Source organism: uncultured Maribacter sp. (assembly GCF_947495965.1).
In the GTDB taxonomy this organism is placed as follows: domain Bacteria; phylum Bacteroidota; class Bacteroidia; order Flavobacteriales; family Flavobacteriaceae; genus Maribacter_B.
Genome location: NZ_CANMBB010000006.1, coordinates 36,815 through 52,178 on the forward strand (window position 1 = coordinate 36,815; position 15,364 = coordinate 52,178).

8 protein-coding genes are annotated in these 15,364 nt (G+C 33.3%); 4 read left to right on the forward strand and 4 right to left on the reverse strand.

Going from position 1 to position 15,364, the window contains the following annotated elements:
- Positions 1-16 precede the first annotated feature (16 nt).
- Positions 17-1,057, reverse strand: coding sequence for an aldo/keto reductase (locus Q0820_RS12315; RefSeq protein ID WP_298487945.1), 1,041 nt, complete (start codon positions 1,055-1,057; stop codon positions 17-19).
- A 237-nt stretch (positions 1,058-1,294) separates the two neighbouring features.
- On the opposite strand from Q0820_RS12315, the gene Q0820_RS12320 reads away from it, so the two are divergent.
- Entirely contained in the window at positions 1,295-9,676 is an 8,382-nt protein-coding gene (locus Q0820_RS12320; protein ID WP_298487946.1) for a T9SS type B sorting domain-containing protein, read from the forward strand.
- A gap of 58 nt (positions 9,677-9,734) precedes the next feature.
- Here Q0820_RS12320 and Q0820_RS12325 read toward each other — a convergent pair whose 3' ends face one another.
- Entirely contained in the window at positions 9,735-10,499 is a 765-nt protein-coding gene (locus Q0820_RS12325) for an exodeoxyribonuclease III (protein ID WP_298487947.1), read from the reverse strand.
- A gap of 103 nt (positions 10,500-10,602) precedes the next feature.
- Between Q0820_RS12325 and Q0820_RS12330 the strand changes: the two genes are divergently transcribed.
- Together Q0820_RS12330 and Q0820_RS12335 are read left to right on the forward strand one after the other, a co-directional pair.
- The gene (locus Q0820_RS12330; protein WP_298487948.1) at positions 10,603-11,130 is read left to right on the forward strand and encodes a hypothetical protein; all 528 of its coding nucleotides are present in this window, start codon (positions 10,603-10,605) and stop codon (positions 11,128-11,130) included.
- Positions 11,131-11,133: 3 nt separating this feature from the next.
- Positions 11,134-12,012 (forward strand): RluA family pseudouridine synthase, encoded by an 879-nt coding sequence (locus Q0820_RS12335; protein WP_298487949.1) that lies wholly within the window; start codon positions 11,134-11,136, stop codon positions 12,010-12,012.
- 107 nt (positions 12,013-12,119) lie between these two features.
- Here Q0820_RS12335 and Q0820_RS12340 read toward each other — a convergent pair whose 3' ends face one another.
- Together Q0820_RS12340 and Q0820_RS12345 are read right to left on the reverse strand one after the other, a co-directional pair.
- Complete coding sequence (locus tag Q0820_RS12340) at positions 12,120-13,664, reverse strand: glycine--tRNA ligase (protein WP_298487950.1); 1,545 nt, start codon at positions 13,662-13,664, stop codon at positions 12,120-12,122.
- A 34-nt stretch (positions 13,665-13,698) separates the two neighbouring features.
- Entirely contained in the window at positions 13,699-14,595 is an 897-nt protein-coding gene (locus Q0820_RS12345; protein WP_298487951.1) for a hypothetical protein, read from the reverse strand.
- Between the two features lie 43 nt (positions 14,596-14,638).
- Here Q0820_RS12345 and Q0820_RS12350 point away from each other — a divergent pair, with 43 nt between their 5' ends.
- Positions 14,639-15,343, forward strand: coding sequence for a ComF family protein (locus Q0820_RS12350; protein WP_298487952.1), 705 nt, complete (start codon positions 14,639-14,641; stop codon positions 15,341-15,343).
- The last annotated feature ends 21 nt before the right edge of the window (positions 15,344-15,364 follow it).

The window sequence follows — 15,364 nt, forward strand, 5'->3', positions numbered from 1 at the left end:
TATCATCTAATTATATTTATGGTGCAGGGTTAGGAATTTTACTATGTATAGCATTAATTCCTTCTAGAATTTCGTCGCTTAAATCTATATCTATACTATTAATATTTTCTTTAAGCTGTTCTAAGTTGGTTGCTCCAATAATATTACTAGTTAAAAAAGGTCTAGAATTTACAAATGCTAAAGCCATTTGCGCTAAAGACATATTATGCTCTTGTGCTAAATTACTATACATTTCTGTTGCTGCTATTGCTGTTTCGCCAAGGTATCTATTGTAATTTGGGAATAATGTTATTCTAGCTCCTTCGGGTTTTTTATCTCCCAAATACTTGCCACTCAAAACTCCAAAACCTAAGGGAGAATAAGCCAAAAGCCCTATTTTTTCTCGTAAAGATATTTCAGAATTACCAATCTCAAACTGTCTATTTAATAAACTATATGGATTTTGAATTGTTATGGCTCTAGGTAAACTTGCATGCACCTTACTTTCTTCTAAAAAACGCATAGTGCCCCATGGTGTTTCATTAGAAATACCTATTTGTCTTATTTTACCTTCTTGTACTAAATCTCTAAGGGTTTCTAAAACTTGATGAATATTATCTTGCCAATGATCTGTAACATCTGGCACGTATTCTCGTTTCCCAAAATAATTTGTAGTTCTTTCTGGCCAATGTAATTGGTATAAGTCTAAATAATCTGTTTTTAAGCGAGTTAAACTCCCTTCAACAGCTTCAATTATAGCGTCTTTAGAAAAACCTGTAGAACGTATAAATTTTGTGTAATCGCCATTACCAGCAATTTTTGTCCCAAGAATAACTTTGTCTCTATTTCCAGTTTCTTTAAACCAATTTCCAATAATTTTTTCGGTATGCGCATATCTATCTTTATGTGCAGGAACAGGATAAAGCTCTGCTGTATCAAAAAAATTAACCCCTTGTTCTAATGCATAATTCATTTGATCAAAACCTTCTTTTTCTGAGTTTTGATTACCCCAAGTCATGGTTCCTAAACAAATTTTACTTACTTCTATTTCTGTATGTGGAAGTTTGGTGTATTTCATATGCATAAAAATTTTAAAGTGGCAAATTTAAGAATTAAAAACTAGCAGCCGAGCATTAAAAATTAAATCTATCTGCTGGTCTTTGGCAGGACAATGGATAATTGCTCTTATCGACAAATAGCATTACAAATTATGTATACTAAAATCGTTTTTAGAACGTTATTTAATACCTTATTTCACTAAATAGCCCCAAAAACTAGGTGAAATTGCTAACCAAACAGCTAAAAAAGCCTACTTATGAACATCTTTAAGAATGTCTTAGACCGTAAAAAGACATTAACACTACTAATGGTAATTTTAGTAGGGTCTTCTTTATTTGGATATGTTTTACCAGCAGTCTTTAATCCGAAAAATAACAACTTATCCACTAATGAGGATATCGAAAATTATGCAGGAACCCACCCTCTTACTGGAGTTTCAGACAATGTAGTTTTCTGTTCTGATGATAATAGTGAATTACATGAATTTTATCTTTGCGGGGCAGATGCAGAAAAAACTTTGACATTAAACATTCCAAACTTAAGTCAAGTAATATGGTCTAAACTACAAAGTACTAGTTGTGCTATTTCAAAAACAGATTGCCCAAATACGTCTACAAGTTGTACTTGGAATCAAGTATCTACAAACACACAATATAGTGTTTCTGAAAGTGGAGAATATAGAATTTTTGTAAGATATACAGATAATACTTCCGAACGTTTTTATTTTAATGTGTATGCTAATGGATTAAATCCAAATGCGGCAGTTACAAATATAGATTGTTCTACTCCTGGAAACATAACCATTAACAATGTTCCTAGTAGTTATGAGTATAGTATTAACAATGGGGCTTCTTGGCAAGATTCTAATATCTTCCCAATTAACACAGTAAGTAATTATTCCGTTAAAATAAGAAACAAAAACATTACAGATGGTTGTATTTTTAATTTAGATGATATTGTCGTTAACAATAATAGTATTAACGCAACATCAACTATATTACCTATAACATGTAATACAACTAAAGGCGGAATTAAAATAGATTTAACGGATGCTTCATCGAGTTATATATATGAAATTAGTCAAGGAGGTAGCCCTATAGGTTCTTCAGGACCAACATCTAGCAATACCTATACTTTTACCGATTTAAATTCTGGAGACTATGATATAAATGTAACCTTATCTAGTGTATCTAGCTGTTCTTGGACAGCATCTATTACTGTTCCCGTTTTTGAAACAATACAGCCTAATGCTATTGCTACTAAAAATATAGATTGTACAGATGGTATTATAACCGTAGCACCAACAGGTGGTACTGCCCCTTACGAGTATAGCCTAGATGGTGGCACAACATATAACGCATTTACTTCTGGAAACCAAACTACTATCCCTATTTCTACCGCTGGGTCTTATACTGTAAGTGTTAAAGATAATAGTGATTGCGAAGTTGATTCCTCTCCGGTAGATATTATAATAGAACCTGAAATAACGTATACTATAACCCCAAAAGCAATTACTTGTAATGGTACAGATGATGGTAGTATCACTGTCGATATTACAAATAGTCAAGGATACTCAACCTCTTACAGTATAGATGGTAGCACTTTTCAAACTTCTAATGTGTTTAGTAATTTGGCAAGTGGCTCTTATACCGTAACCATAAAAAAAGAAAAAGCAGGTGGTTCTTGTAATGTTACTACAAACCCAGTAACCGTAAATCCAAGCACAGCTTTCACAGCTTCAGCTGCTGTAACACAACAAATAAATTGTTCAAGTGGTTCTGCTACAATAGAAGCCTCAGTTACTGCAGGAGGAACTGCCCCATTTGAATATAGTACAAATGGTGTAGATTTTCAACCCAATTCTACTATAACAGGATTAGGTGCAGGAACTTATACTATTACAGTTAAAGATGCCAATGGATGTACCACCACAGTAAACCAAACAGTAAACGGAGGTTCCAATCCTACAAATATTATTTTTTCTACTAGTAACGTAGATTGCTCTACTGGAGAAACAGATGTACAACTTTCTATTGAAAATGGTACCGGGTCGGGTTATACCTACCAAATTACAGCTCCATCTACTATTAATAGTCCAGGAGATACTTTTACAGCATTGGCTCCAGGAACCTATACTTTTGAGGTAGATGATAATGGTTGTAAAATAGTTAGAAACTATACCGTTCCAGAACCTATTAAATTTACTGCAAATACCACCGTGAAAAAGCATGTTACATGTTTTGCTCCGGGAACAGCAGACGGAGAAATTGAAGTAGATATTACTAATTTTAATACTTCTTTTGATGTACTGGTTGAAAATAGTTCTGGAATAGATACAGGTTTAGGAATAACTGGAGCAACAACATCTCCTATTATAATTTCTGGCTTAGTTGCAGATACTTATACCATAAAAATTAAAGACACTTCTGGTCCGTGCGAATTTGAACAAACGCAAACTGTAGAAGCTCCCACTTCGGCTTTATCACTAGATTCTTTTAATGTATCGCATATGAATTGTGGCTCTCCAGGTTCTGTAACTGTAGAAGCTTCTGGTGGTTGGGGTAATTACAACTATGCCGTTTTACAACCCGATAATACTACAACATCTGCACAAAGCAATAAAACCATAACTGGTTTAACACAAATTGGAACACATACTATTATATTAAAAGATCTTAATGGTTGTGTTATAGATACCCAAACTTTTGACTTACAAGATAACGGTGGTCCAATTTCTGTAGTAGACCAAAGTGCATCTAATTACTGTTACAGTAGCACTACTAAAGGAGAGCTTAAAATAGATGTTTCTGGAGGGGAAGCTCCATATTTTTACACCGTAAACAACGGAACTCCAACACCAATTACTGGAGGTACTTTTACATTAAGCAACATAACGCCTGATGATAATATTATAAAAGTAATTGGCGCTAACGGTTGCGAAACTATAGTAGCAGACACAAAAATTAGTGGACAATTATTTGCTCTTGCGCAAATAACAAAACCCTTAGGTTGTGGTACTACACCAGATGCTATAATAAACGTAACCCCTGAAGAAGGCTATCCGCCTTATACTTATACCGTAAATGGAGACCCAACACCTGTTACTATGCCGTATAATGCTGCAACAGAGGGTTTATATACGTTTACTGTAACAGATAATAAAGGGTGTAGCTTTATAACGGATGCTGTAGATGTAAAGAAAGCACCAGATTTAATTCCTAACCACGATCAATCTCCCACTGCTTGTGGGAAAACTGGAACTGGTTCTGTAGAATTAGGAGCTTCTGGAGGAACACCTCCTTATTTATATAGTTTTAATGGTAGTGCATATTCTACGCAAACAGTATATACTAATTTAGATGCGCAAGCATATAACTATGGTATTAAAGATGCTTTAGGCTGTGAATTAACAGGATTAGAAGTTATTGTAGGTGCGGAAGCTGCTATCACAGCAGATGTTACAAAAACTGATATTACATGCTCAGGAACTAAAACAGAATGGGGAAATACTAATATAACTAATGTTCAAAATGCAACTGGATTAGTAACTATAAGGCTAATACGAGTAAATGACCCTATTAAACATGCAGCAGGCACAGCTAGATATTGGACATACAGAGAGTATAAAAATGTAGATATGTCTGACCCAACAGATGATTATGATATTCGTATGTATTGGCCACATCATTTTTATGTAGAAATAGAAGATGAAAAAGGATGTATATACGAATCTGATTTATACGAAATTGAACAACCTCCTTTACCATGGATTCAAAAACCTGAAGCTGATTTAGAGCAATCTTGTGCTAGTGGAGCTTCTTTTGAGATTGAAGTAGGAGGTGACCCTGCAGATTCTTCAACATTACCTGGAGAGGAATTAGTTGGTCCATTTCAGTACCGTATATGGCCTTATGATGAAAATAACCCCCCTGCTTGGAGAGAATTTAACGATCCTTCTAACCCTGTTTTAGGATTAGATTCTGACCCTGTCGGATTTGAAAGAGATTTAAGAGTTAGTGGACTTTTATTTGGCGTACAATATGCCATTGTATTAAAAGATATGAATACAGGTTGTCAACGTTGGCGAAGTCTAGGCGTTGTGCATACCCCAGAAGCGCCTAATAATAATATAGATGTAATTTCTACTCCACAAAGTTTATCATGTTATTCTGGTTCTGATGGAAAAGTAAAATTTACCATAAAAGGAGCAGGAGACAACGATTTAGATGGAACACAAACAGTAAGTTGGAATATTAGGCATACAAGTGATAGAGGTTCTGTACACGATTCACATCCTTGGATTCCTTCTTTTAGAAGAAGTGGAACAGCTAATGATGGAGGATCTGGTGGAGATATTGAAATTGATTTAACTGGATTAAAATTAGCTTGGTATGTAGTAGAAGTAACTACAGAGGCTGGATGTAAATCTGGTAATAGGTTCTTAATCTATAGACCTAAATCTAAACTAAAATTAGAACTAGATCAATATGTTGCACCCACTTGTAATATAGGTGCTCAGATAGCAGTAACTGCTAAAGGAGGGTGGGATGACCAAAAATATTTTAATATTAGAAACAAGTTAGACCAAACTGGTTGGCACGAGTATGAATACGCGTTTGTTGTAGATGGTAATGTTCCTGTAGATGCAGATTTTGGTCCTGATAATTTCAAAACCATTACACCTACTGCGTATGATGGCGCAAACAATGTATACCAAGTATATGTTCGTGACGGCGGCGGTTGTGTTGAAGGATTAGGAACACCGATTACTATTACCCAAGACCCTGAACCTATTATAGATACTATAGATGTTACCGACAGATGTACCTCCACAAATGAGTTGTATAATGTAGTGGCAACATTAACACAACCTGGTACTAACCCAACAAATACAAATCCAGTTTATATTTGGGATGGCGAAGTTACCACTACAGCCACAAAAACTTTAGGACCTGGAAACCATACCTTAGTGGTTCGTGATGAAAATGGTTGTTCAGATACGCAAAACATTCATATTTATCCGCAACTAGTGGCTAAATCTAAAATTACTAAGACTGTAGATTGTGATGTCTCTTTGGATAATGGAGAAATGTTAGCTTCTGCTTATGGTGGCTCAGGAAATTTTGAATTTACTATTAGTCCTATTCCTGCATCTTATGCCCCTGGTGAAGAAACAAATACTACTGGTGTATTTACAAGATTAGAGCCAAATGTAAATTATGTTTATAAAGTAAATGATTTAGACAATACTTGTGGAACTCAAGATTCTCCTGCATTAGAATTAATAATGCCCGTAGACCCACAATTTGAGCCAGATACAACTGTTCCTGTTACTTGTTTTGGAGATACCGATGGAAAAATTATAATAAAACAAATAGACGGAGTAGATAACCTAGATGTAACTTATGAGTATAGTTTAAATGGAGGTACGTACCAAACCTCTAATCTATTTGATGGATTAGCGGCTGGCACCTATAATGTAGATATTCGTTCCGCAAAAAATTGTGTTCAAAATTTACCAGGAATAGTTGTAGGTGGTCCATCTGCCCCAGTTTCTTTAACTACTCCAACAGTATCTGCTTTTGTATGTACAGCAGACAATAAATTAGGAATGGCAACCGTAGAAACAACAGTGTCTGGTGGTACAGCACCATATAAATTTAGCTATAATGGTAATAGTTTTAGCTCTATTGCAGGTACAGCAATTTCTTTTGAGGTTCCTTACAAAACCACATCTCAAAACATTGTTTTAGATGTTATAGATGCTAATGGATGTCCAATCCAAGAAAATGTAACTGTTGATGCAGCAACTAAAATTTCTGCTACTATGACAACATCAACGGTGATGAATTGTGTTACTGATGGAGTATATGAAATTAACATTCCTTCAAGTTTTACGAATTATAGTATTGTAGAACAGCCAAGTGCTTCGGCTTATGTAACTGTTGTTGGAACAACTGTTACCATTGAAAGAGGGCAACCAAATACATATTCATTCTTAGTTACAGATAATGATACTGGTTGTACTACGAAAGTACAAATTGAAATAGCTCCTTTTAATACTATAGAGGTAAGTGCTTCTAAGGTAAATGACATTACTTGTCATGGAGAATCTAACGGAGAACTTTCTTTTGAAGTTTCTAGTTTTGGTAGTGGCGGATTTAGTTATGAGATTTATAATGTAAATAATACAACCACTCCTATACATTCTGTAGCTAGTAGCACACTTACTACACCTATTTCTTATAGCTTATTACCAGCAGGCACATTTGTGGTTGTAGCTACGGATAACGACACTGGTTGTCATGTAAAATCAGAATTTATATCTATACAAAGCCCTTCGGAGCCTTTAGATTTTACCTATGCCACAACCCATGATCTAACTTGTTCTCCAGGTATGGATGCGCAAATAACAGCAACACCAGTAGGTGGATGGGGTACTTACGAATTTGAATTAGTAAATGCAGATTCTGGTACAACATTACAATCTTTTGATGCTAATAATGTGTTTAGCGGATTAACATCTGTTATAAATTATGAATTGACCATAAGAGATGCAAATGGGTGTACTAAAGTAATACCAGGAATTACTATTCCTGAGATAGATTCTATAACAGTAACCTCAGGTAATATATCAGCTACTAACCCATCTTGTACAGAGGCGAATGATGGAGAAATTACTGTAGTTGCTACTAGAGAGTTTGGTAATGGACACACTAATTTCCAATACATTTTAACGAATATAACAACAGGAATTAGTGGTTTACCACAATCTAGTAATATTTTTTCTAATTTATTTGAAGGAGACTATACCGTTACTGTTCAAGATGGTTCTGGTTGTGATACTACAACGGCTACTATTTCTTTAATTGATCCAACAGAAATAGAAATTGACGGCGTAATAAGCCAAGAACCTAACTGTGATCCTAATTCAGGAGAAATTACAGTATCCGCTAGTGGTGGTGTTTTAGGTACAACGTATGAATATAGAATTATAGAACCCGCTGCAGATGCAACTGCCTGGAGTACACAACAGGTATATAGTTCTTTAGCTCCAGGAACTTATGAGTTTTTAGCTCGCGATAGTGACCCTGCAAAACATTGTGTTTCCCCTATTTCCGTTATACGAACCATAAATGTTGTAGAACCTTTAGATATAACAGTAAATGATGATAATACAATCATTAATTGTAATGGCGAAATGGATGCCGTTTTAATTGCAGAAGCAACTGGAGGTTTAGGTGGCTATCAATACCAACTAGAAGTTAACGGAACTTTACAAGGAGCTCCTCAGGACTCTGGTACTTTTGAAGGATTAGGGCAAGGAAATTATAGGATTTTAGCAACTGGAGGCACTAATTGTGAAAAATACTCGGAAGAAATTATAATAAATGAACCTCCATTACTCTCTGCTAGTTTACAAGGAAGTACAAATGTTATGTGCTTTGGCGAAGATAACGGAACTATAGAAATTTCTGCAAGTGGCGGTAATGGACCATACCAATATATTATTTCCTCTAATCCAAAAAAGGCAGTTAACAATAATACTTTTGACAGGTTATCAGGTGGTACTTACAGTGTACTAGTTCAGGATGCTAATGGTTGCCAAGTTACAGTAGACAATATTAATATTGTAGCCCCAACTGCTGCCTTATTAGCAAATGTAACCAGAATAGAAGATGAAGTTTGCTCTAGTGATGATAATGGACTTATTGAAGTAGAAATAACTGGTGGTACTGCCCCATACCAATACAACCTTACTAGTCCTACAGATAGTTTTACTACAATAAGTGGATCTACATTAACATTAGATAATCTAGATGGAGGATTCTATGAAATATATCTTAAAGATGCTAACAACTGTCCTTTTGTTCTAGTAAAAGAAGTAAAAGTTGGCTCTGACCTTTCTGCAACTGTAGAAATAACAAATGAATGTAGTAATGGGCAACCTATTTATGGTGCATCTGTACTATTTAATGATGAAAATCTAGATGCCGCAGAAATTGTGTTCGATTTAGATGATGCTAACCCAAATAATCCAGATGTTGCAAATGCGCAAGCAGAAGCTATCTTTACAAATATCTCTTCTGGTGATCATACTATAAGTATTGTTCATTTAGGTACAGGATGTGTTGAAGTTAAAAACTTTTCTGTGGAAGCGCAACAACAATTAGTTTTAACTAGCAAACCTGCTGGTATTAACGAAATAATTGTAGAAGCAACTGGCGGAGATGGTATTTACACGTATTATTTTGATGATGAAATTAGTCCTGACGGTAAAAAGTATATTAACCATACCGATGTTTACACTGCTAAAGTAATAGACAGTAAAGGTTGTGAAGCTAGTATAGAAATTCCTTTAGAATATATAGACATTGAAATTCCAAATTTCTTTACTCCTGATGGAGATGGGTTTAACGATACTTGGGTAATTAAAAATGTAGAAGGTTTCCCTAATCTTTGGGGTGCAATTTATGATAGATACGGTAGACAAGTTAAATACTTTGTAAAACAAGGTAATTGGGATGGATCCTACGAAAACGTAGATTTACCTTCAGGAGATTATTGGTATGTAATTAAACTAAATGGTGAAAATGATGATCGAGAGTTTGTGGGTCATGTTACAATTTACAGATAAACAATAAACTAAAAGGGTCGCAATTTGCGACCCTTTTTAATAAGTATTAAAAAATTACCTATTTACTAATTTCGACTAAAATAGGACAGTGATCACTATGCTTAGCTTCTGATAAAATTAAAGCTCTTTTTAATCTTTCTTCTAAAGAGGAACTTACCATAGCATAGTCTAAACGCCATCCTTTATTATTGTTTCTGGCATTTGCGCGGTAGCTCCACCAAGAATAATTATGGGGTTCTTTATTAAAATGCCTAAAGCTATCTATAAAACCACTCTTTATAAAATTTCCTATCCATTCTCTTTCTACAGGTAAAAAACCAGAAACATTTTTGTTCCTAACTGGATCATGAATATCTATAGCTTCATGACAAATATTATAATCTCCTAATACAATTAAATTTGGATGGTCTTTTTTTAATTCATTGGCATACTCTTGAAAATCTGCCATATATTTTAACTTAAACTCTAACCTATCCAAATTAGTGCCAGAAGGCAAATACATACTCATTATAGAAATATCTCCGTAGTCTACACGCAAATTTCTCCCTTCAAAATCCATATAATCTATACCAGTGCCATACTCAATATGGTCTGGTTCTTTTTTTGCTAATATTGCAACGCCACTATATCCTTTTTTCTCTGCACTAAACCAATAATTATAAGAATATCCTGCTTCTGCAAAAATATCTAAATCTAATTGTTCTTTATTCGCTTTTATTTCTTGCAAACATATTACATCGGGGTCTACAGCCTGTAGCCAATCTATAAAACCTTTTTTTAATGCTGCTCTTATGCCGTTTACGTTATAGGATACTATCTTCATTTTTATATATTATGCCTATAAAAGTAACAAAATAGGAAAGACCTAAAGTCTATTTATAAAATTTTAATACCCTATTTTTGCTTTTTATTTTAAACACTACCCAATGAAAAAAATAATTGCAATAGCAATCTTTATTCTATCTTCTAATTTTATAGTAGCGCAAGCTTATTCTAATTCTGACAATATTCATGAAATAAAATTTAACATTGGTCAATTCTTAATTACTTCCAGTGCCGAAATTTCGTATGAATATTATATAAATGAAGACACTAGTATAGGAGCTACTATGCATTTTGATGGTGATAGCGATGATTATAATGGAAACTTTGGTTTAGGGGCAAATGTTAGAGCTTATTTTGGCTATAATCCTAAAAGCGGTGTGTTTGCAGAAGCTTTTGGTTTATACTATACTGGTGAAGATGAAGTAGAAGATGCTGCAAGTGCACTTGGTGTAAGAAACAAAGATTATAGTACCGCAGCACTAGGCCTAGGAGGTGGTTATAAATGGGCTACCAGAAGCGATAAATTTACCGTTGAACTTAGTGGTGGTTTAGGAAGAAATATAAATCCAGAAGACTTTCAGAATACATTTATGTTCCGCGCGGGCTTATCTATTGGTTTTAGATTTTAACAAATGCAATCTTTACCTATTCTAGAATCGCATACGGCTAAAATTTTAGACAAGCCTTTACGATTACAGGAATACGGTGTTGGTATTTTCAAAACTATTGTAACAAAATCTGCCTTAAAAAAAGCTATTAAAAAAAAATGCGTTCTTGTAAACGGAGAAATAGCAACAACTGCAACCTTTATTTATGGCACAGAAAAAATAACTTTATTAGAAGACAAAAACACCAAAAAACATAAAAAAATTGTTCTCTCTTTAGAGGTGGTTTATGAGGACAATTATTTAGCTATAATTAATAAACCTCCTGGCATTCTTGTTAGCGGTAATTCTTTTAAAACTATTGTAAATGCCTTAGAGCAAAACATAACTAAAAGTAATTTACCCGATGCAGTTGCTCCAAAACCTGTACATAGATTAGATTACCCTACTACGGGTTTACTCATAATAGGCAAAACAAGCACTAGTATTATTGCTTTAAATAAGTTATTTGAAAATAATGAAATAATCAAAACCTATATAGCAGTTACTATTGGAAAAATGCAAGATTTTGGTGCAATTTCGGAACTCATTGATGGTAAAAAAGCTATATCAAAATACCAAGTAATTAAAAGGGTTAGCTCTAATAGATTTGCTTCTTTAAACTGGGTAGAATTAACTCCTGAAACTGGAAGAAAACACCAACTTAGAAAACACTTACTTACCATTGGAAATCCTATTTTAGGAGATCAAACTTATTTCTTAAAAGACCTGAAATTAAAAGGAAAAGGACTTTACTTACACGCTTATTCTTTAGTATTTACCCACCCCTTTACTAATGAAAAATTAACTTTTGTAAAAGAACCTTCAAAAAAATTTGCTTCCATCTTTAAAAAAATTAATCTTTAAAATAATTTGATGCTTTGTTTGCTATAGCATCTAAAATTTTTCTTAAACAAAAAACTCCATCAGCCTTAAAAAAGCTAATGGAGTTTTTAATATAATATAGGTTTATACTATTTCATTTTTAAAAGCCAAGTTCGCATATCTACCGCTTTAGATATTATTGCTTTTAAATCTGCAATAGCAACTCTTTCTTGTGCCATAGAATCTCTATGACGAATAGTTACCGTATTATCTTCTTTAGTTTGGTGATCTACTGTAATACAAAATGGTGTTCCATTAGCATCTTGTCTTCTATACCTACGGCCAACAGCATCTTTTTCATCATACGTTACATTAAAATCCCATTTTAAATCTTCTATTATACCATGTGCAATATCTGGCAAACCATCTTTTTTAACCAATGGCAATATTGCTGCCTTAGTTGGTGCTAAAACCGCTGGAAGTTTTAAAACTGTTCTTGTAGTATTATTTTCTAACTCTTCTTCTTGTAAAGAATTAGAAAAAACTGCTAAAAACATACGATCTAAACCTATAGATGTTTCTAGTACATAAGGAACATAGTTCTTATTTAATTCGGGATCAAAATATTGTAATTTTTTTCCTGAAAATTCTTCATGACTTCCTAAATCAAAATCTGTTCTAGAATGTATTCCTTCTAATTCTTTAAAACCAAACGGAAATCTAAATTCTATATCTGCTGCTGCATCTGCATAGTGAGCAAGTTTTTCATGGTCATGAAAACGATAATTATCTTCTCCCATTCCTAAAGATAGGTGCCATTTCATTCTATTTTCTTTCCACTTTTCATACCATTCTTTTTGCGTTCCTGGCTGAATAAAGAATTGCATTTCCATTTGCTCAAACTCACGCATTCTAAAAATAAATTGTCTTGCAACAATTTCATTTCTAAAAGCTTTTCCTGTTTGTGCAATTCCAAAAGGTATTTTCATACGCCCAGTTTTTTGAACGTTTAAGAAGTTTACAAAAATACCTTGCGCAGTTTCTGGTCTTAAATATAAATCCATTGCAGTTTCTGCGTTGGCTCCTAATTTAGTTCCAAACATTAAATTAAACTGCTTAACATCTGTCCAGTTTTTAGAACCAGACATTGGGCAAGCAATGTCTAACTCTTCTATAAGTTTTTTTACATCTGCTAAATCCTCTTTTTCTAAAGATTGCCCTAGTCTTTTTAAAATACTTGTTACTTGTTCTTGATACTCAACAACTCTTGGGTTTGTAGCTAAAAATTGTGTTTTATTAAAATTATCTCCAAAGCGTTTTTGAGCTTTCTTAACCTCTTTTTCAATTTTATTTTCAATTTTGGCAACATAGTCTTCTACCAAAACATCTGCTCTATATCTTTTCTTAGAATCTTTGTTATCTATTAAAGGGTCATTAAAAGCATCTACATGGCCAGAAGCTTTCCAAGTAGTGGGATGCATAAATATTGCAGCATCTAATCCTACAATATTATCATTTAACTGTACCATGGCTTTCCACCAGTACTCTCTAATATTCTTTTTAAGTTCTACACCGTTCTGTCCATAATCATATACAGCGCTTAAACCATCATATATTTCGCTAGATTGAAATACATATCCATACTCCTTTGCATGGGAAATTACTTTTTTAAAAATGTCTTCTTGTTTTGCCATTTGGCAAAAATAGAATATTAGACTAAAAAATATATTATTTTAATTGAAATTCTGATGAGGAAAGTAAACGTTCATCTTCAAATACATTAATTGTATACGTCCCTGGAGTTAAAGAACCTTCTGGAATGGTAATAAAATCACAAACATTTGTTTCTTCACCATTAAAAACAAGCTCTACTCGCTTACTATATACATTACCATTTACATTTATAGTATTGGCATTGTCTTCTATAACTTGTTTATTAGGACTTAAAAATTGTAAATAAAGTATTTTTTCTTGATTGGCATCTTCCGGATTTGCCATAATGGTTACACAACCTCTAAGTTTTTCTATAATAGAAGCTTTGTTTGTCTTAATAGGTTTACCACTACGTAGCCTAAAACCACTACCCTCAGAGTTTTGTAACCTTAAATAACTTTTAGTTTTAAGCTCATCATTTAACTCTAATATTTTTTTGCGTTGTAAAGCTTCTGCTTCTGCTAAAGAACTACTTTTTCCTCTTAAAACCTCAATTTGTCTTCTAGACTCTTCATACTTTTCTCCAAGTAGCATATTATTATACTTAAGAAAATTATTTTTTAATTTAAGGCTATCATTTTTAGCTTCTAAACGTCTAAGTTCTGTTTTAAACTCTCTTAATTTTTCTACTGTAAAATTTAACCTACCAACAGAATCTATAAGCTGTTGTACTTTATATTTAGAATCTTGTAATTCTATGTCATTAACTTCATTAAGAGCAGAAAGCCTATCTACATCTGCTTTCATAATAGTTAAATCTTTTATTAGTAGGTCTTTTTCTTGCTCTAAATAACTAATTTCAGTTTTAGATTGGGCATAACTATAATAAAAGGCAATAAGAATTGCTATTATAACAGCTGCCATAGCGGCAAGTAAAACTTTATAATTAATTTTATTATCTTGACTGTCCATCAGAACAAAGCGGTCTTTAAGTAGGTTAATAAAAAACTAAGATTTGTTATATTCTAAGTTACCAAATATACTAAATGATATAAATACCCTCCTATTGCCCATAGTGTGTTTTGGTTGTAATGCACGATTAAATAGAGGAGAGAAGCATTTATGTACCATTTGTCGGAACCAAATACCACTCACCGAGTTTACTTTTAACGAAGAAAATGCCGTTGACCGTATTTTTTATGGCATAATTAATGTAAAAAAAGCTAGTTCTTTCCTGCTTTTTACCGAAATAGGTATTGTTAAGAACCTAATTCATAATTTAAAATATAAAAACCAAAAACAAATAGGTTCTTTTATTGGTGATTGGTACGGTCAAATTCTAGTAGAAAACAACTACTTAAAAGATATAGATTATATTATTCCTGTTCCTTTACATCCTAAGAAAAAAAGAAAACGAGGTTATAATCAAGTTTCTTTATTTGGCGAAAATTTAGCAAAGCATTTAAACACTACTTTTATTGAAGGTGTTCTTATAAAAACAGCAAATACCAAAACGCAAACAAAAAAAGGAAGAATTAACAGGTGGCAAAGCTCTAAAAAACTATATGAATTAACAGATACATCTATACTAGAAAATAAAAATGTATTATTAATTGATGATGTAATAACAACGGGTGCAACCATGGAAATTTGTGCAAAAGCTTTGCAAGAAACTCGAAATATTACAATTTACGTTTGTAGCATGGCAGTAGTACTCTAATTTCTAAATTCATTAAATATG

Bases quoted from the DNA above. Each gene is read 5' to 3' on its own strand.
- Q0820_RS12340 (WP_298487950.1), bottom strand. From the start codon at position 13,664: ATGGCAAAACAAGAAGACATTTTTAAAAAAGTAATTTCCCATGCAAAG.
- Q0820_RS12345 (WP_298487951.1), bottom strand. From the start codon at position 14,595: ATGGACAGTCAAGATAATAAAATTAATTATAAAGTTTTACTTGCCGCT.
- Q0820_RS12315 (WP_298487945.1), bottom strand. From the start codon at position 1,057: ATGAAATACACCAAACTTCCACATACAGAAATAGAAGTAAGTAAAATT.
- Q0820_RS12325 (WP_298487947.1), bottom strand. From the start codon at position 10,499: ATGAAGATAGTATCCTATAACGTAAACGGCATAAGAGCAGCATTAAAA.
- Q0820_RS12320 (WP_298487946.1), top strand. From the start codon at position 1,295: ATGAACATCTTTAAGAATGTCTTAGACCGTAAAAAGACATTAACACTA.
- Q0820_RS12335 (WP_298487949.1), top strand. From the start codon at position 11,134: ATGCAATCTTTACCTATTCTAGAATCGCATACGGCTAAAATTTTAGAC.
- Q0820_RS12330 (WP_298487948.1), top strand. From the start codon at position 10,603: ATGAAAAAAATAATTGCAATAGCAATCTTTATTCTATCTTCTAATTTT.